We start from the raw sequence: 16,666 nt of genomic DNA, 5'->3' as shown, positions 1-16,666 counted from the left end.
GCCCCATGTGGCAACTGGACAAACAAGACCCGGTGAGCGGCAGCCTGCTGCTCACCCATCCCGGTCTCGACGAAACGAGTTTCCCGGCCCTGGCCCCCACCCTGCTGGCAGCTTGGGAGCTGCGCCTGGTCGAGCGTGAGCTGGGGGCCGATCGCCACTGCTGGGTGGTCGACTTTGAGGGGAGCAAGCTGCTGCTCCAATACGAGCACTATGGTGAGGTGTGCTGGATCGAGGCCTGTCATCCGGACGATCGAGTGCTACTCGACTGGCTGGCGCGGCAACATGCCGGGCAACGATTGCACTCCAAAGATGAAGGGGTATAATCGCGCCCCTTGATTGCCGTCATCGTGGCGGCATGGGTTCCCTAACCCCATTAACCAAAAAGGTCACAACGTGAATCTGACGTCCTATCAGTACCAGACGGCCCTGATCCGTCTCTCTCTCTTTCATATCCTGATCATCGCAAGCAGCAACTACTTGGTGCAGCTGCCGATCACCATTTTCGGCTTTCACACCACCTGGGGCGCCTTCAGCTTTCCCTTCATCTTCCTGGCCACCGATCTCACGGTGCGGATCTTCGGGGCCCCGCTGGCGCGCAAGATCATCCAGCTGGTGATGCTGCCGGCGCTGGCCGTCTCTTATGTGCTCTCGGTGCTTTTCTTCGAGGGGCAATATCAGGGGATGAACCAGCTCAGCGTGTTCAACCTGTTTGTGGCGCGCATCGCCCTGGCCAGCTTCATGGCCTACGCCATCGGCCAGTTCATGGATGTGGTGGTGTTCAACCGGTTACGCCAGCTCAAGGCATGGTGGGTGGCACCGACCGTCTCGACCCTATTTGGCAACCTCATCGACACGGTCAGCTTCTTCTCGGTGGCATTTTGGAAGAGCAGCGATCCCTTCATGGCCGAGCACTGGGTCGAGATCGCCATGGTCGATTACACCTTCAAGCTGATCATCAGCCTGGGGTTGTTCGTTCCGCTCTATGGCGTACTGCTGCGCTATCTGGCCCGCAAGCTGGTCGGCGAACCGGCGCTGGCCCTGCATCCCGTGAATCAGTGAGCACATCGGCCACCTCAGGGTGGCCGATTTTTTTCTCATGGCGTAGCAAGGTGCTTGCTTTTACAAATGAGAATCATTATCTTTATCTGGCGTTCCGGATTTGACCACCATGGCATCACCCCCGGGTGAGTGTGGACTCCTCTGTGAAGGCACGACATTGCTCACATTGCTTCCAGATTCGGCCAGCTGCATGCTGGCCCTTTTTTTATCTGCCGCACATGAAAAACCCCGGCTCTTGCGAGCCGGGGTTGTGGGTTAACCCTGTCTATACCGATTACAGCATGACACCAGCGATAACGGCCGAGAGCAGGCTCACCAGGGTCGAGCCGTACACCAGCTTGAGACCGAAGCGGGAAACCATGTTGCCCTTCTCCTCATTCAGAGCCTTGACCGCACCGGCGATGATGCCGATGGAGCTGAAGTTAGCGAACGACACCATGAAGATCGACAGCATGCCGATGGTGCGGGGCGAGAGCTGGGCGGCAATCTTGCCCAAATCCATCATGGCCACGAACTCGTTGGTCACCAGCTTGGTGGCCATCACACTGCCCGCCTGCAACGCTTCACCGGACGGGATACCGATGATCCAGGCCACAGGATAGAAGATGTAGCCCATCACGTGTTGGAAATTGACGCCGAAAGCCAGCTCGAACAGGTAGTTGATCATGGCGATCAAGGCGATGAAGCCGACCAGCATGGCCGCCACGATCACCGCCACCGAGAAGCCCGCCATGATGTACTCGCCCAGCATCTCGAAGAAGTTCTCCTGCTTCGGGGTGTGGTGCTCATCCCCCTCGGCCAGCGACTTGGCATCGGTCACCGTGTTGTCCGGCTCATAGGGGTTGATCAGCGACAGCACGACGAAGGTGCTGAACATGTTGAGGATCAGGGCCGCCACCACGTAACGCGGCTCGATCATCTGCATGTAGGCGCCGACGATGGACATGGAGACGGTCGACATGGCGGTCGCAGCCAGGGTGTACATCTGCTTCTCGTTCATGTGCGGCAGTATGTTCTTGAGCGCGATGAAGTTCTCCGACTGGCCGACGATCATCGAGCTGATGGCGTTGAACGATTCCAGCTTACCCATGCCGTTGATCTTGGCCAGCACGGTACCGATGCCGCGGATAATCAGCGGCAGCAGACGAATGTACTGCAGGATGCCGATCAGCACCGAGATGAAGACGATGGGCATCAGCACCATCAGGAAGAAGCTGAAAGCCCCCTCATTGAGCAGGCCGCCAAACACGAAGTCGGTTCCCTGCTTGGCAAACTCCAGCAGCTTGGTGAAACCGGCCGCGAACCCGCTGATGATGGCCAGCCCCACCGAGGAGTTCAGCATGAACCAAGCCAGCGCCAGTTCCGCCACCAGCAGTTGGATGATGTAACGCACTTTTATATTGCGCCAACCGCGGCGATTGCCGAGCAGCGCCAGTACCAGCACCAGGGCCAGTCCGAGCACGAAGTGAAGATATTGCATAACCTGAATAGCCTATGAGTTGTAATTTTGACCGGCGCATCATATCTGCCCAACCAATAAAAAAGCGGATTGGCGTCACAATCTGACAGAAAAAGATAGCCCTTAAATAATACAAACGTTTGTTGAGTTCCAAACAGAAATCAAGCTATAAAACGCTATTAATTCATATAGTTATAAATACGATAAAGAAATCGGTTTTATAAACAGAACGCCATATCGAACGACAGAATGAAAAACGATTGCATCTTATATAAATAAGATAAAATCACCCACATCCAATAATTAATGAAAAACGTTTTTCAATTTAATTATTTGGACATAGTAAAAATAATCCCGGCCAAACCGGGATTATTTATCACAGGGCAAGATGGAAAGCCTGTTTAAGGCGGGTGATGAATTCGGCATCACGACAGAGTGTCTTGCCGGCGCTGTCGGAAATCTTGGCCACCGGCCCCCCGTTACACTCCACCAGCTTGAACACTATGTTCATGGGCGAGGCGCCCGGCAGATCGCAGGTGAGATGGGTGCCGATACCAAAGCTGAGCCTGACCCGACCACGGAAATGGCGTAGCAGCCCGACGGCCCGCTCCAGATCCAAGCCATCGGAGAAGACCAGGGTCTTGCTGCGCGGGTCAATGCCAAGACGCTGATAGTGGGCGATGGCCTTCTCGCCCCACACCACGGGATCACCCGAGTCGTGGCGCAGCCCCTGATAGCGGCTGGCCAGCTCAAAGTCGAAGTCGCGCAGGAAGGCATCCATGGTGATGCAGTCGGTCAGGGCGATGCCGAGGTGATCGGCAAACTCGTCGAGCCAAGTGAGCAGGGCGGCACGCTGGCTCTGGGCCAGCGGAAAGCCGAGCTGCTGATGGGCCTGGAACCACTCGTGGGCCTGGGTGCCCACCGCCGGTAGATCGTACTTGTGCGCCAGCTGGTAGTTGCTGGTGCCGCGAAACGCCGGCAGGCGCTCGCACAGGCGCCCGACCACGGCATCCTGCACCGCATGGGAGAAACGGCGGCGGGTGCCGAAATCCACCAGATTGAACTCCGCCATCTCCTCGGCGCTGAGCTCGCGGGTCAGCCAGTCGATCTTCCGGTCGAGCTGGGCGATCGCCTCACTCACCCCGAGCTGGGGATAGCGGAAGCGGTTACGCATCTCGCTGATGATGGCGAGGATCGGGATCTCCCACAGGATCACATCCTGCCACAGGCCGCTGACCCGCACCGCTAGGCGCCCTTCCCGCTCGTGCACCTCCAGCAAAGAGGCATCGAGTGGTTTGTGACTCAGGTGGTCGAGGTAGTCCTGATGGAGGAAGGGGCGCCGGGCGAGAAAACGCGCCTCGTCATGAGAGAGGCGCAGGCGACCAGCCTGACGCAGCTGATCCTCGATCTGCCCCATCAGAGGCAACAGATCCTCATCGTTGCGGCTGTGAAACTCGGCCACCACCTCGGCATCCGGGTAGTGGTGGAACACCGCCTGCTGCATGTGCAGCTTGTAGGCATCGGTGTCGAGCAGGCTGGTTAGAATGGGCGGCATATCAACACCCCAGAAGACGTTGAACTTCATGCAAATCGGCGGCCAGCTCGGCCCCAGCTTCGCGCATGGCAAGCAGGGCGCTCGACACCGTGTCGGGAGCAATACCGCGACAGGCCGCCAGGTGGACGATGACACGCAGGCCGGCGCGGCGCAGCTGCAGCACGCTGGTCTTGACGCAGTAGTCGGTGGCCAGCCCGCCCACCAGCACGGTATCGACACCGCGCGCCTGCAAAAACTCCAGCAGGCCGGTAGAGCGGCGCTCTGCCAAGTCGTGGTAGCAGGCCCCATAGGGGTGCAGATCCGGCTCTACCCCCTTCCAGACGAAGAAGTCGTAATCGATGGGGGCCGGCAGGCCGTCGAGCAGCTCAAACCCCCGCGTGCCGGGCACACAGTGGGCCGGCCAGGTGAGATCGGCGTTGGGCAGTGGCAACGGCTGGAGCGGCGAGTCAGCGACCCAGACGGCAGAGGCCGGGTGGGCATCTTTGCTGCCGATACGCAGGGACGCCAGCGTGGCCTGGGCATTGAGGGCCGCCGCGATGCCATCCCCCTCGGGGACGGGCAACTCCTGCGGGCAGAGCGGAGTGAACCCCTTCTGCGCATCGATATCGAGACTGGCGATAAGGCTCATGTTCGCTCCTGCACTACATATTATTCCTGTGATATTATCTACCAAACATTTAACGAACGCGAGCGGAGCGAGCGACATGCTGAGAATGAGTCTGGATGTGGTGGTGCTGCGACTGCGCGACGAACGTCTTGAACTGCTGCTCGAGCGGCGCGACCGCCCGCCGTTCGAAGATGCCCTGCAACTCCCGGCCCTGCGCATTGACGAGGAGCGCGACCCGGATCTCGAGGCGGCCCTCGACCGGCTGTTGCAGGAGTGGGCGCTGGGGGAGTGTTACCGCGAGCAGGTGTGCAGCCTGGGTAGCCGGGCGCGCGATCCGCGCGGCTGGTCGACCACCCTGGTCTATCTCTGCCTGGTCAGCCCTGATTGCCCCCTCTCTCGCGGCCAGTGGCTGCCACTACAAAGCCTGCCCGGCAGCCCGTTCGCCTTCGACCATGCCCAACTGATCGCCAAGGCGCTTGAGCGACTGCGGGTCAAGAGCCGCTACAGCACCCTGCCGGTGCATCTGCTGGGGGAGGAGTTCACCCTCTCCGAGCTGCAACGGGCCTATGAGATCATCTTGCAGACCCCCATGAACACGGCAGCCTTTCGCAAGCGCATCCACCGCGCCGAGATCTTGTGCGACACCGGCCGCAAGCGCACCGGTAACCAGCGCCCGGCGATCCTCTATCGCATCGAAGACCCCTCCTGCGTCATGTTCGATCAGGTGATGAACGGAGCCGAAGGATGAAGCCAATATTGATCAGCGCCTGCCTGCTCGGCATGCCGGTACGCTACGACGGCCGCAGCAAGGGGATCCTCAGCGACTGGCTGCACCAGCTCGGGGCGAAGGGTTATCTACTCCCCTTCTGCCCCGAAGTCGCCGGCGGCCTGGCCACTCCGCGCCCGCCGGCCGAACGCCGGGGGGAGCAGGTAGTGACCGAAGCCGGCGAGGACGTAACAGCCGAGTTCGAGCGGGGCGCCGCGCTGGCCCTGGCCCTGTGTCAGCGCGAGGGCATCACGATAGCCCTGCTCAAGGAGGGGAGCCCCTCCTGTGGCAGCGGCCGCATCTATAGCGGCCGCTTCGATGGGATCAACGTGCCCGGTGAAGGCAAGACGGCGCAACTGCTGCGCCGCCACGGCATCACGGTCTTTTCCGAAGATCAGCTCGGCGAGCTGGCCTCCCTGCTTGGCACCTCTACCTGATCTGGTTGCGCTTCCCAACTGGCGAGGCGCGCATCCTTTTCGGCCCACAGGGCGTTGAGCCACTGCTGGAAGCCGCGCTTGAATGGCTTGTCGTTGAAGTAATCCCCCACCATGGCCCCCTCGACGGGCAACTCCTCGATATGCACCCGGATGCGGGTCATGCGTCCCATCAGGAAATCCCGAAACGGGGCCTCCTGGTTATCCGGATAGCTCAGGGTAACGTTGATCAGCTTGTCGAACTGATCCCCCATGGCCGCCAGGGTGAACGCCAGTCCCGCCGCCTTGGGGGCCATCAGATGGCGGTAGGGGGAGCGGGTCTGATCCCGTTTCTGCTCGGTGAAGCGGGTCCCCTCCACGAAGTTGATGACGGTCGTCGGGATGTGGCGAAACTGCTCGCAGGCATTGCGGGTGGTCTCGATATCCTTGCCGCGCAGATGCGGGTTACGCAGCAGGAACTCTCTTGAATAGCGGCGCATGAAGGGCATGTCGAGCCCCCAGCAGGCCAGCCCCAGCAGCGGGATATAGATAAGTTCGTGCTTCATGAAGAACTTGGGTACCGGGATGCGCTGGCGCAGCAGATGACCCAGCACCACGATGTCGGTCCAGCTCAGGTGATTACACACCACCAGATACCACCCCTCCTTGCGCAGGTCTGTGCTGTCTTCGATTTCCCACTCCACCCGGTTGGTGAGGTGAATGAGCAGGGTATTGCTCTCGAGCCAGCCGCGCATCAACAGGTTGTTGATGCGGCTGCACAAATGAGCCAGCACCGGGATCGGCAGCAGTTTCACCAGTGAGACGCAGAGGATCAGGGTCGCCCAGAAGGCGGTCTGGGCGATGCTCAGCAGGGCGCTAAGCAGAAACAGGATCGGTCCGGGCAGAAAACTAAGCATGATTCTCTTACTGTCCAGCAGCGTGCAGGCGAGCCAGGGTCTGTTCCTTCTCCGACCACAGGCCATTGAGCCACTGCTGGAACTTCTGTTGAAATTCGGGGTTATTGAAGTAATCGCCGATCAACGTCCTGTCGATGGGCAGCACCCGCACCTTGACGCGCACCTCCTTGAGGCGGCCACACATGTAGTCCCAAAAGGTCGGGATACCGTGCGGGTAGCAGATGGTCACATCCACCAGCTTGTGCAACTGATCGCCCATGGCAGCCAGGGTAAAGGCAACACCGCCGGCGCGCGGCTGCAACAGATGGCGATAGGGCGAGCCCTGTTTCGAGTGTTTGGCCGAGGTAAAACGCGTGCCCTCGACAAAGTTCATCACGCTCACCGGCATGTCGCGGAAACGGGCGCACGCCTTGCGCGTCGTTTCGATATCTTTTCCCCTGAGCTGAGGGTGTTTTTCCAAAAACTTACGGGAATAGCGCCGCATGAAGGGAAAATCGAGTGCCCACCATGCAAGACCCAGAAAAGGGACCCAAATCAGCTCTTTCTTCAGGAAAAATTTCAGAAAGGGGATTTTTCGATTAAAAATCCGCTGAAGCACCAGAATGTCGACCCAAGACTGGTGATTAGCGACCACCATATACCACTCGTTATGGGTCAGGTTGTCCACTCCGACCACGTCCATTCGTGTACCGGAAAAGGCGTTTTGCACCAGATTGTTGAAGCCGATCCAACAGGTGGCGCAGCCATCGAGCAGCCAGTTGCACCCGGTGCGCCATCCGCGCAGCGGCAACAGCAGTTTGGCCAAGCCAAGAAAGAGTACGGGAATAAACCACAGCAGGGTATTGGCGAAGATCAGCAGGGTCGAGGCGCTGCCGCGCAGGAGCTCGAACAATTTTTGCGGCATAGGCCGGCTTCCTTGTCAATTCTGGTCAGACCTCACATATTATCATGCCGCCAGTGACACAGACTATGTGCCACGAAGCCGTAACAACAGGCGATCCATGGCCCGATAACCGAGCGCCTCCACCAGATGACGGCGCTCTATCGTCCCCTCGCCCGCCAGATCGGCGATGGTGCGCGCCACCCTCAGAATCCGATGCCAGGCTCGAATGCTGAGGCCAAGCCGCTGGATGGCCCCCTCAAGAAAGTCCGCGTCTTGCGGCGATAAGCGACAAATTTCTTCGATTTCCCGACTATCCAGACGCTGATTGAGCTTGCCACTGCGGGCAAGCATACGCTGGCGCGCCGCCACGACCCGCTCTCGCACCACGGCGCTGCACTCCCCCCGCTCCGGCGTACCGCTTAAGCTCCCCTTGGGCAGCAGCGGGACCTCCACCGTCAGATCGAAGCGATCGAGAAAGGGGCCCGACAGGCGGCCGAGATACCGCAGCACTTGCTCCGGCGTGGAGCGGGTCTGGCCATCGCCATAGTGACCGCAGGGGCTGGGGTTCATGGCCGCCACCAGCTGGAAAGAGGCAGGAAAATCCACCTGCCTGGCCGCCCTGCTGATGGTGATGTGGCCGCTCTCGAGCGGCTCACGCAGATTGTCGAGCACCTTGCGTTCGAACTCGGGCAATTCGTCTAAAAACAGCACGCCATTGTGAGCAAGCGAGATCTCCCCTGGCCTTGGCTGGCTGCCGCCCCCGACCAGCGCCACCGCCGAGGCACTGTGGTGCGGGCAGCGATAGGGACGCCGACCCCAACCATAGAGTCCGTGCCCACCGATGGAGTGAATGGCGGCGCTCTCTTGCGCCTCCGCCTCACTCAGGGGAGGCAGGATGCCAGACAGCCGGCTCGCCAGCATGCTCTTGCCGGTGCCGGGCGGCCCGATGAGCAGCAGGTGGTGGCAGCCGGCGGCGGCGATCTCCAGTGCCCGCTTGGCCTGGGACTGACCAATGACATCGAGTAAATCGGGCACTTCGTGGCCATCGCTTTCCGGCGTAGCCGGCTCGGGAAAGGGCAGCGCCAGCTGCCCCGAGATCCAGGCGGTCACCGCCAGTAACTGATGCGCGCAGCGCACCTGCGCATCGCGGATCAAGGCAGCCTCGGCGCCATTGTCACGCGCGACCACCAGAGTGCGTCCGGCGGCGCGGCTGGCCAATACCGCCGGCAGCACACCGAAAACCGGGCGCAGCTCCCCCGTCAGGGCCAGCTCCCCCAAGAATTCATGATCTGGCAGGCTGTTCGCCGGTATCTGCTGTGAGGCCGCCAGAATGCCGAGCGCGATGGCCAGATCGAAGCGGCCTCCCTCCTTGGGCAGATCGGCTGGCGCTAGGTTGACCGTGATGCGGCGGGCAGGAAACTCGAAGTTACCGTTGAGCAGGGCACTGCGCACCCGATCGCGCGACTCCTTCACCGAGGTCTCGGGCAAACCGACGATATTGAAGGCCGGCAGGCCATTGGAGAGATGAACCTCCACCGTAACCAGCGGTGCCTCGACACCCAGGCTGGCCCGGCTGTAAACCACAGCTAATGACATGATTTACACCCCGCTCTTTATATTGTTCTACCCATGAATCACGAGCCAGATAAATCAACTGACGCAGTGAAAGCGTTATCTCGAAAAACAGAAACTTGTCACGAAAAAAAGTCTTGCTCACGAAAAGCCCCCATGCTAGTTCTAATAGTCATTCGCGGCGGTGGCGCCGTTTAAAATTGGATTTAGTCATGAGCCTGGTCTCCCGTTTCGTCAGCATTATTGTGGTCCTAGTGGTGGTGATTATTACACCGCTCGGGGCTCGTTTGGCTGCACGGAACAAGGGATAGACCCAGACCGGCAAACCGACAAGACGACCCCCGAGCCCAAAAAGCTCGGGGGTTTTTCTTTACCTGGTTGGCCCTCAGGAATAGCAAGGACAGGATGTATGCAGATGAATGGTGCTCAGTTCGTGGTCGCGGCCCTCAAACAACAGGGGGTCACCCAGGTATTCGGTTATCCCGGGGGGGCCATCATGCCGGTCTACGACGCCCTCTATGACGGCGGACTCGCCCACCAGCTGTGCCGCCATGAGCAGGGGGCCGCCATGGCGGCGGTCGGTTACGCCAGAGCCAGCGGCCGGGTCGGGGTCTGCATCGCCACCTCGGGCCCCGGAGCCACCAACCTGGTGACCGGTCTGGCCGAGGCGCTGCTCGACTCCATCCCCCTGGTGGCCATCTCCGGCCAGGTGCCCTGCTCCGCTATCGGCACCGACGCCTTCCAAGAGGTCGACGTACTCGGCATGTCCCTCTCCTGCACCAAGCACTCCTTCATGGTCACCGATGTGGAAGATCTGCCCGAAGTGATCGCCGAAGCCTTCGCCATCGCCAGCGAAGGACGACCCGGGCCGGTGCTCATCGACCTCCCCAAGGATGTGCAGCTGGCCACCTTCTCGCCGCGCACTCCGCTCGCCGCCATCAACCAGAGCGAGAGCCTGCCGATGGGCGAACTGGAACAGGCCCGCGCCCTGCTGGCCGCCGCCGAGCGCCCCCTGCTCTACGTGGGTGGCGGCGTCGGCATGGCCAATGCTGAGGCCGCGCTGCGCGACTTTGCCGCCGCCACCGGCATGCCGGGCGTGACCACACTCAAGGGGATCGGCACCCTGGACCCCGACAGCCCGGTTTTTCTCGGCATGCTCGGCATGCACGGCACCAAGGCCGCCAACTATGCGGTACAGATGTGTGACCTGTTGGTCGTAGTCGGTGCCCGCTTCGATGACCGGGTCACCGGCAAGCTGGAGGCCTTCGCCCCCCACGCCAGGGTGATCCATCTGGATGTGGATGCGGCCGAACTCGGCAAACGCCGCGCCGCCGATGTGGGCATCACCACCCACCTCAATCTGGTGCTGCCGGCACTGGCTCGCCCACTCTCCATCGGCCCCTGGCGCGCCCACTGCGCCGCCCTGGCCCATGACCACGCCTTCGACTACGCCCATCCCGGTGACGCCATCTATGCCCCGGCCCTGCTGCGCCGCCTGAGCGAGCGCCTGCCCAGCAATGCCGTGGTCGCCTGCGACGTGGGCCAGCACCAGATGTGGGTGGCCCAGCACATGCGTTTTGACAATCCGCGCAACCATCTCTCCAGCGCCGGCCTCGGCACCATGGGCTTCGGCCTGCCGGCCGCCATCGGGGCCAAGATGGCCCGTCCCGAGGATGAGGTGGTGCTGGTGAGTGGCGACGGCTCCTTCATGATGAACGTGCAGGAGCTCGGCACCATCCGCCGTGCCGGTCTCAAGGTGAAGATGGTGCTGCTCGACAACCAGCGTCTCGGCATGGTGCGCCAGTGGCAGGAGCTGTTCTTCGACGGCCGCTACAGCGAGACCAACCTCTCCGACAACCCCGATTTTGTGACCCTCGCCGCCGCCTTCGGCATCCGCGGTGAGACCATCACATGCAAGGCCGAGATCGAGCCCGCCCTCGATCGGCTGCTGGCGCACGATGGCGCCTACCTGCTGCATGTGGCTATTTCAGAGGAAGAAAACGTGTGGCCCCTGGTTCCGCCGGGAGTCGCCAATCACAAGATGATGGAGCAACGCCTATGAGCCAACATACCCTGCAGATCCATGCCCAAGCGAAACCGGAAGTCATGGAGCGCGTCCTGCGCGTGGTTCGTCACCGCGGCTTCAATCTCTGCGCCCTCAACATGGAGCAGGATTGCCAACAGCTGCGGATCACGGTTACTGTCGAGTCATGCCGTCCGATCCAGCAGCTGTGGAGCCAGCTGGACAAACTGGTGGACGTCTCCCGCGTCGACAGCTGCCATGCCGCTGCCCCCCAGCAGCGCTCGAGCCTCAGAGCATAAGGAACTTGCCCATGTCACAGCCCCAATACATCTGGTTCAACGGCCAACTGGTTCCCTGGGAGAGCGCCCAGGTGCACGTCATGACCCATGCGCTGCACTACGGCTCTTCGGTGTTCGAGGGGGTGCGCGCCTACGACACCCCCAAGGGCACCTGCATCTTCCGCCTGCAAGAGCACACCCGCCGCCTGTTCGACTCCGCCAAGATCTACTGGATGGACGTTCCCTACAACGAGGAGCAGGTCAACGAAGCCTGCCGCGCCGTGGTGCGCGAGAATGGCCTCAAGAGTGGCTACCTGCGTCCGCTGGCCTTCATCGGTAACGTGGGCCTTGGCCTGCATCCTCCCAAGGATGCCAAGGCCGACGTGATCGTCGCGGCCGTGCCCTGGGGCGCCTATCTCGGCGAAGAGGGGCTGAAAAACGGGGTGGATGTCTGCGTCACCTCCTGGAACCGGCTCGCCCCCAACACCATCCCCACCGGGGCCAAGGCCGGCGGCAACTACCTCTCCTCCCAGCTCATCAGCCGCGAGGCCAAGCGCAACGGTTTCGCCGAAGGGCTGGCGCTGGATGTGAACGGCTACTTGAGCGAAGGGGCCGGAGAGAACCTGTTCCTGGTGAAGAACGGCGTGCTGTTCACCCCGCCCACCACCGCTGCCATCCTGCCCGGCATCACCCGCGACACCATCATGACGCTCGCCCGTGACCTGGGGTATGAAGTGCGCGAGCAGGCGTTGCCGCGCGAGGCGCTCTATGTGGCCGACGAGATCTTCATGACCGGCACGGCTGCCGAGGTGACCCCGGTGCGCTCGGTCGATCGCATGCAGGTGGGCGCCGGCTGTCGCGGCCCGGTGACCGAGCGACTGCAAACTGCCTTCTTCGGCCTGTTCAACGGCCAGACCGAAGATAAATGGGGTTGGCTGACCCCGGTCAACGACTGACACAGCGGGGAGGTGGCGACACCTCCCCGAGTCGCTCCGGGTGAGGGACCACCCTGACCCGGACCGATTCCACCTTACACATTCGAGTGCCCGACAGGGCCAGGTATTCAGGGAGTAGAAATAATGCCGAAGCTGAGATCCGCCACCACCACCCACGGCCGCAACATGGCCGGAGCCCGCGCCCTGTGGCGTGCCACCGGCATGAAAGAGGACGACTTCGGCAAACCCATCATCGCCGTGGTCAACTCCTTCACCCAGTTCGTGCCGGGTCACGTTCACCTCAAGGATCTGGGCCAACTGGTCGCCCGTGAGATCGAGGCCGCCGGCGGGGTGGCCAAAGAGTTCAACACCATCGCCGTCGATGACGGCATCGCCATGGGCCACGGCGGCATGCTCTACTCCTTGCCGTCGCGCGAGCTTATCGCCGACTCGGTCGAGTACATGGTCAATGCCCACTGCGCCGATGCGATGGTGTGCATCTCCAACTGCGACAAGATCACCCCGGGGATGCTGATGGCGGCCCTGCGCATCAATATCCCGGTGATCTTCGTCTCCGGCGGCCCGATGGAGGCCGGCAAGACCAAGCTCTCCGATCAGATCATCAAGCTGGATCTGGTGGATGCCATGATCCAGGGCGCCGACCCCAAGGTCTCCGACGCCCAGAGCGAGCAGGTTGAGCGCAGCGCCTGCCCCACCTGCGGCTCCTGCTCCGGCATGTTCACCGCCAACTCCATGAACTGCCTGACCGAGGCGCTCGGCCTCTCCCAGCCGGGCAACGGCTCGCTGCTGGCCACCCACAGCGACCGCGAGCAGCTGTTCAAGCTGGCCGGCCAGCGCATCGTGGCCCTAACCAAGCGCTGGTATGAGCAGGACGATGCCTCGGCGTTGCCGCGCAATATCGCCAACAAGGCAGCCTTTGAGAACGCCATGGCCCTCGACATCGCCATGGGCGGCTCCACCAACACAGTGCTGCACCTGCTGGCGGCAGCCCAGGAAGCCGGTGTCGACTTCACCATGGCCGATATCGACCGCCTGTCGCGCAAGGTGCCCCAGCTGTGCAAGGTGGCCCCTTCGACCCAGAAATACCACATGGAAGACGTGCACCGCGCCGGCGGTGTGGTGGCTATCCTCGGCCAGCTGGAGCGTGCCGGCCTGGTGCACGGCGACACCCGCAACGTGCTCGGCATGTCGCTCCGTGAACTGCTGGAAGAGTATGACGTGAGCCGCCAGCCGACCGACGAGGTGGCCTGCTTCTACCGCGCCGGCCCGGCCGGCATTCGCACCACCCGTGCCTTCAGCCAGGATTGCCGCTGGGATGAGCTGGACTTGGACAGAGCCGAAGGCTGCATCCGCTCGCTGGATCACGCCTACAGCCAGGAGGGGGGCCTTGCGGTGCTGACCGGTAACGTCGCCCTCAAGGGTGCCATCGTCAAGACCGCGGGTGTGGATGAAGAGAACCTCACCTTCCGCGGCCCGGCCCGGGTATTCGAGAGCCAGGAAGAGGCCGTGGCCGGCATCCTCGACGGCACGGTTAAGGCCGGCGAAGTCGTGGTGATCCGCTACGAAGGGCCCAAGGGTGGCCCCGGCATGCAGGAGATGCTCTACCCCACCTCCTACCTCAAGTCCATGGGGTTGGGTAAGGCGTGCGCCCTGATCACCGATGGTCGCTTCTCCGGTGGCACATCGGGCCTCTCCATCGGCCACGTCTCGCCGGAGGCCGCGGCTGGCGGCACCATAGGCCTGGTCGAGAACGGCGACACCATTCGCATCAACATCCCGACCCGGGAACTGGTGCTGGAAGTGGCCGACGAGGTGCTCGCCACGCGCCGCTCCGCCATGGAGGCGCGCGGCGCCAAGGCTTGGAAGCCGGTCAGCCGCGAGCGCGCCGTGTCGTTTGCCCTGCGCGCCTACGCCATGCTGGCCACCAGCGCCGACCAGGGTGCAGTGCGCGATCGCAGCAAGCTGGAGGAGTAAACCATGGTTTCTGCTGCCGAATATCTACGCAAGATCCTGCTCTCGCCCGTCTACGAGGCGGCGCGGGTCACCCCGTTGCAGACCCTGAAGAAGCTCTCGGAGCGCCTCGGCAACCACGTGGCGCTCAAGCGCGAGGATCTGCAACCGGTACACTCTTTCAAGCTGCGCGGCGCCTACCACAAGATCGCCACCCTGAGCGCCGAGCAGAAGGCGCGCGGCGTCATAGCCGCCTCGGCCGGCAACCATGCCCAAGGGGTGGCCCTGTCGGCCGCCAAGCTCGGCATCAAGGCGACCATCGTCATGCCGACCACCACACCGGACATCAAGGTCGACGCGGTGCGCCGCCACGGCGGCCAGGTGGTGCTGCACGGTAACAACTTCGACGAGGCCTATGCCGAGAGCCGGCGTCTGGCCGAGCTTGAGGGCTACACCCCGATCCCGCCGTTTGACGATATCGAAGTGATCGCCGGCCAAGGCACCATCGGCAAGGAGCTGCTGGAGCAAGACACCCACCTGACCCACGTCTTCGTGCCGGTGGGTGGCGGTGGTCTGGCGGCCGGGGTAGCGGTCTATCTCAAGCAACTGCTGCCCGACATCAAGGTGATCGGCGTCGAGTCCGACGGTTCGGCCTGCCTCAAGGCGGCTATGACCGCCGGCAAGCCGGTGTCGCTGGATCGGGTCTCCCTGTTTGCCGACGGGGTGGCAGTGCGCCGCATCGGCGAGGAGACCTTCCGCCTGTGCGATCAGTATCTGGATGACGTGGTGACCGTCTCCAACGACCAGATCTGCGCCGCCCTCAAGGACATCTTCGATGACTGCCGAGCCATCGCCGAGCCCTCTGGCGCCCTTTCCCTGGCCGGCCTCAAGGCCTATTGCGAACGCGAGCAGGTCAAGGGGGGGCGGATGGCCGCCGTGCTGTCCGGGGCCAACGTCAACTTCCACAGCCTGCGCTATGTCTCCGAGCGCTGCGAGATCGGTGAGAAACGCGAAGGGATGCTGGCCGTCACCATCCCCGAGCGCAAGGGAGCCTTCCTCGACTTCTGCCGCAATCTGGGGCCGCGCATGGTCACCGAGTTCAACTATCGCTATTCCGACCCGGAGCAGGCCGCCCTGTTTGTCTCGGTGCGCCTGACCGGTGGTGAGGAGGAGCTCGGCCAGATCCAGCGCCAACTGGAAGAGGGGGGCTACCCGGTCGTCAACATGACCGAAAGCGAGCTGGCCAAGAATCACGTGCGCTACATGATTGGTGGCCGGCCGGCGCGCGCCCTGTGCGAACGTCTCTACAGCTTCAAGTTCCCGGAGCAGCCGGGGGCCTTGATCCGCTTCCTTGAGACCCTCGGTTGCCGCTGGAACATCAGCTTGTTCCACTATCGTAACCACGGCGCCGACTACGGGCGGGTGCTGTGCGCCTTCGAACTGCCGGACGAAGACGTGAGCGCCTTCCACGACTACCTGCACGAGATTGGCTACGACTGGAACGAGATGAGCGACGATCCCGCCTATCGCAGCTTCCTGGCAAGCAACCCACGGCGCTGAACAAACCGAGAGTGAAAAAGAGGGAGGCCTAGGCCTCCCTCTCTGTTTTGCGCTCTGCAACCAGCGGCAAGACGCTAGCGCCAAGGTAGGGTGGCCTCCCATCAGCCACCATCACGGAGAAATGCAGGCCCGCTCACAGTGCATTCATCAGGAACATTTGAGACTGAAGTCGTTTGCGTTAGGCTAGCCTGGGGGGAAGGAACCACCCCGGACTCACTTTCACAAGGACGACCCATGACTCAGCTCAGAAACGGCATTCTCTTCACCACAACCCTGCTGCTTGGCGGCACCGCCTGCGCGGCGGGTAACGATAACAGCTGGTATCTTGGCGCCAAGGCGGGGTGGTCGCACTTCTATGACATCGATACCCAGCGCCTCGTCGAGCAACTGCAAGACGGCTTACAGCAGCGCGATGACAACAAGAATGCGTTCGGACTTGGGGTATTTGCCGGCTATCAGCTAAATCGCAACGTCGGCGTCGAGCTGGGTTATGACTGGCTGGGTAAATATGAGACCCGCGGGGAGCTGGCGGGGATCAAACTGGAGGGGGAGGCCAAGAGCCAGATGCTGCAAGCCAGCCTCAAGCTAGGGGGGCCGATCAGCGAGCAGCTTGACCTCTATACCCGGCTGGGAGGCGCCTATGCCTGGACTGTTGATCAGCGCGCAAA

The 16,666-nt window shown here is 62.1% G+C and carries 16 protein-coding genes; 10 read left to right on the top strand and 6 right to left on the bottom strand.

Annotated elements, in window-relative coordinates:
- Positions 1-5: 5 nt before the first annotated feature.
- Both BN1134_RS18425 and BN1134_RS18420 read left to right on the top strand, forming a co-directional pair.
- Positions 6-323, top strand: coding sequence for a DUF3630 family protein (locus BN1134_RS18425; RefSeq protein ID WP_042048989.1), 318 nt, complete (start codon positions 6-8; stop codon positions 321-323).
- Positions 324-393: 70 nt separating this feature from the next.
- On the top strand, positions 394-1,059 hold the full coding sequence (locus BN1134_RS18420) for a 7-cyano-7-deazaguanine/7-aminomethyl-7-deazaguanine transporter (RefSeq protein ID WP_042048987.1): 666 nt from the start codon (positions 394-396) through the stop codon (positions 1,057-1,059).
- 274 nt (positions 1,060-1,333) lie between these two features.
- Here BN1134_RS18420 and BN1134_RS18415 read toward each other — a convergent pair whose 3' ends face one another.
- From BN1134_RS18415 to BN1134_RS18405, 3 genes are all read right to left on the bottom strand, one after another.
- Positions 1,334-2,539, bottom strand: coding sequence for a NupC/NupG family nucleoside CNT transporter (locus tag BN1134_RS18415; RefSeq protein WP_042048985.1), 1,206 nt, complete (start codon positions 2,537-2,539; stop codon positions 1,334-1,336).
- A 355-nt stretch (positions 2,540-2,894) separates the two neighbouring features.
- Positions 2,895-4,073 (bottom strand): nicotinate phosphoribosyltransferase, encoded by a 1,179-nt coding sequence (gene pncB / locus BN1134_RS18410; protein ID WP_042048984.1) that lies wholly within the window; start codon positions 4,071-4,073, stop codon positions 2,895-2,897.
- A gap of 1 nt (position 4,074) precedes the next feature.
- Complete coding sequence (locus BN1134_RS18405; RefSeq protein WP_042048983.1) at positions 4,075-4,701, bottom strand: nicotinamidase; 627 nt, start codon at positions 4,699-4,701, stop codon at positions 4,075-4,077.
- A 76-nt stretch (positions 4,702-4,777) separates the two neighbouring features.
- Between BN1134_RS18405 and BN1134_RS18400 the strand changes: the two genes are divergently transcribed.
- A complete protein-coding gene (locus tag BN1134_RS18400; protein ID WP_042048982.1) occupies positions 4,778-5,428 on the top strand; it encodes an NUDIX hydrolase in 651 nt (216 codons plus the stop codon).
- Positions 5,425-5,883, top strand: a complete 459-nt coding sequence (locus BN1134_RS18395; protein WP_042048981.1) for a 2-thiouracil desulfurase family protein — start codon at positions 5,425-5,427, stop codon at positions 5,881-5,883. Before BN1134_RS18400 ends, BN1134_RS18395 begins: the two co-directional genes overlap by 4 nt.
- Here BN1134_RS18395 and BN1134_RS18390 read toward each other — a convergent pair.
- The 3 genes from BN1134_RS18390 to BN1134_RS18380 form a co-directional block, all read right to left on the bottom strand.
- Positions 5,841-6,776, bottom strand: coding sequence for an acyltransferase (locus tag BN1134_RS18390; protein WP_042048980.1), 936 nt, complete (start codon positions 6,774-6,776; stop codon positions 5,841-5,843). The genes BN1134_RS18395 and BN1134_RS18390 overlap by 43 nt on opposite strands.
- A gap of 7 nt (positions 6,777-6,783) precedes the next feature.
- Positions 6,784-7,680 carry an acyltransferase gene (locus BN1134_RS18385; protein ID WP_042048979.1) on the bottom strand — a complete coding sequence of 299 codons (897 nt, stop codon included), beginning with the start codon at positions 7,678-7,680 and terminating at the stop codon, positions 6,784-6,786.
- A gap of 63 nt (positions 7,681-7,743) precedes the next feature.
- On the bottom strand, positions 7,744-9,255 hold the full coding sequence (locus BN1134_RS18380; protein WP_042048978.1) for a YifB family Mg chelatase-like AAA ATPase: 1,512 nt from the start codon (positions 9,253-9,255) through the stop codon (positions 7,744-7,746).
- Between the two features lie 391 nt (positions 9,256-9,646).
- Here BN1134_RS18380 and ilvG point away from each other — a divergent pair, with 391 nt between their 5' ends.
- From ilvG to BN1134_RS18350, 6 genes are all read left to right on the top strand, one after another.
- Positions 9,647-11,293, top strand: a complete 1,647-nt coding sequence (gene ilvG, locus BN1134_RS18375; protein WP_042049016.1) for an acetolactate synthase 2 catalytic subunit — start codon at positions 9,647-9,649, stop codon at positions 11,291-11,293.
- Positions 11,290-11,553 carry an acetolactate synthase 2 small subunit gene (gene ilvM / locus BN1134_RS18370; protein ID WP_042048977.1) on the top strand — a complete coding sequence of 88 codons (264 nt, stop codon included), beginning with the start codon at positions 11,290-11,292 and terminating at the stop codon, positions 11,551-11,553. Before ilvG ends, ilvM begins: the two co-directional genes overlap by 4 nt.
- Before the next feature lie 11 nt (positions 11,554-11,564).
- Positions 11,565-12,488, top strand: a complete 924-nt coding sequence (locus BN1134_RS18365) for a branched-chain amino acid transaminase (RefSeq protein ID WP_042048976.1) — start codon at positions 11,565-11,567, stop codon at positions 12,486-12,488.
- Positions 12,489-12,611: 123 nt separating this feature from the next.
- Positions 12,612-14,462 carry a dihydroxy-acid dehydratase gene (ilvD, locus tag BN1134_RS18360; protein ID WP_042048975.1) on the top strand — a complete coding sequence of 617 codons (1,851 nt, stop codon included), beginning with the start codon at positions 12,612-12,614 and terminating at the stop codon, positions 14,460-14,462.
- Positions 14,463-14,465: 3 nt separating this feature from the next.
- Positions 14,466-15,998, top strand: a complete 1,533-nt coding sequence (gene ilvA, locus BN1134_RS18355; RefSeq protein ID WP_042048974.1) for a threonine ammonia-lyase, biosynthetic — start codon at positions 14,466-14,468, stop codon at positions 15,996-15,998.
- A gap of 234 nt (positions 15,999-16,232) precedes the next feature.
- The coding region (locus tag BN1134_RS18350) for an outer membrane beta-barrel protein (protein WP_156991872.1) at positions 16,233-16,666 on the top strand (434 nt) is incomplete at its 3' end.

This window comes from Aeromonas simiae, from assembly GCF_000820125.1.
In the GTDB taxonomy this organism is placed as follows: Bacteria; Pseudomonadota; Gammaproteobacteria; order Enterobacterales; family Aeromonadaceae; genus Aeromonas; species Aeromonas simiae.
This window is presented reverse-complemented; position numbering and strand designations above follow the sequence as displayed.

Excerpts from the sequence above, each read along its gene's own strand:
- BN1134_RS18390 (WP_042048980.1), bottom strand. The coding sequence starts at position 6,776 with ATGCTTAGTTTTCTGCCCGGACCGATCCTGTTTCTGCTTAGCGCCCTG.
- BN1134_RS18425 (WP_042048989.1), top strand. The coding sequence starts at position 6 with ATGTGGCAACTGGACAAACAAGACCCGGTGAGCGGCAGCCTGCTGCTC.
- BN1134_RS18400 (WP_042048982.1), top strand. The coding sequence starts at position 4,778 with ATGCTGAGAATGAGTCTGGATGTGGTGGTGCTGCGACTGCGCGACGAA.
- BN1134_RS18380 (WP_042048978.1), bottom strand. The coding sequence starts at position 9,255 with ATGTCATTAGCTGTGGTTTACAGCCGGGCCAGCCTGGGTGTCGAGGCA.
- ilvG (WP_042049016.1), top strand. The coding sequence starts at position 9,647 with ATGAATGGTGCTCAGTTCGTGGTCGCGGCCCTCAAACAACAGGGGGTC.
- BN1134_RS18385 (WP_042048979.1), bottom strand. The coding sequence starts at position 7,680 with ATGCCGCAAAAATTGTTCGAGCTCCTGCGCGGCAGCGCCTCGACCCTG.
- BN1134_RS18395 (WP_042048981.1), top strand. The coding sequence starts at position 5,425 with ATGAAGCCAATATTGATCAGCGCCTGCCTGCTCGGCATGCCGGTACGC.
- pncB (WP_042048984.1), bottom strand. The coding sequence starts at position 4,073 with ATGCCGCCCATTCTAACCAGCCTGCTCGACACCGATGCCTACAAGCTG.
- ilvM (WP_042048977.1), top strand. The coding sequence starts at position 11,290 with ATGAGCCAACATACCCTGCAGATCCATGCCCAAGCGAAACCGGAAGTC.
- BN1134_RS18405 (WP_042048983.1), bottom strand. The coding sequence starts at position 4,701 with ATGAGCCTTATCGCCAGTCTCGATATCGATGCGCAGAAGGGGTTCACT.
- ilvD (WP_042048975.1), top strand. The coding sequence starts at position 12,612 with ATGCCGAAGCTGAGATCCGCCACCACCACCCACGGCCGCAACATGGCC.
- BN1134_RS18415 (WP_042048985.1), bottom strand. The coding sequence starts at position 2,539 with ATGCAATATCTTCACTTCGTGCTCGGACTGGCCCTGGTGCTGGTACTG.
- BN1134_RS18365 (WP_042048976.1), top strand. The coding sequence starts at position 11,565 with ATGTCACAGCCCCAATACATCTGGTTCAACGGCCAACTGGTTCCCTGG.
- ilvA (WP_042048974.1), top strand. The coding sequence starts at position 14,466 with ATGGTTTCTGCTGCCGAATATCTACGCAAGATCCTGCTCTCGCCCGTC.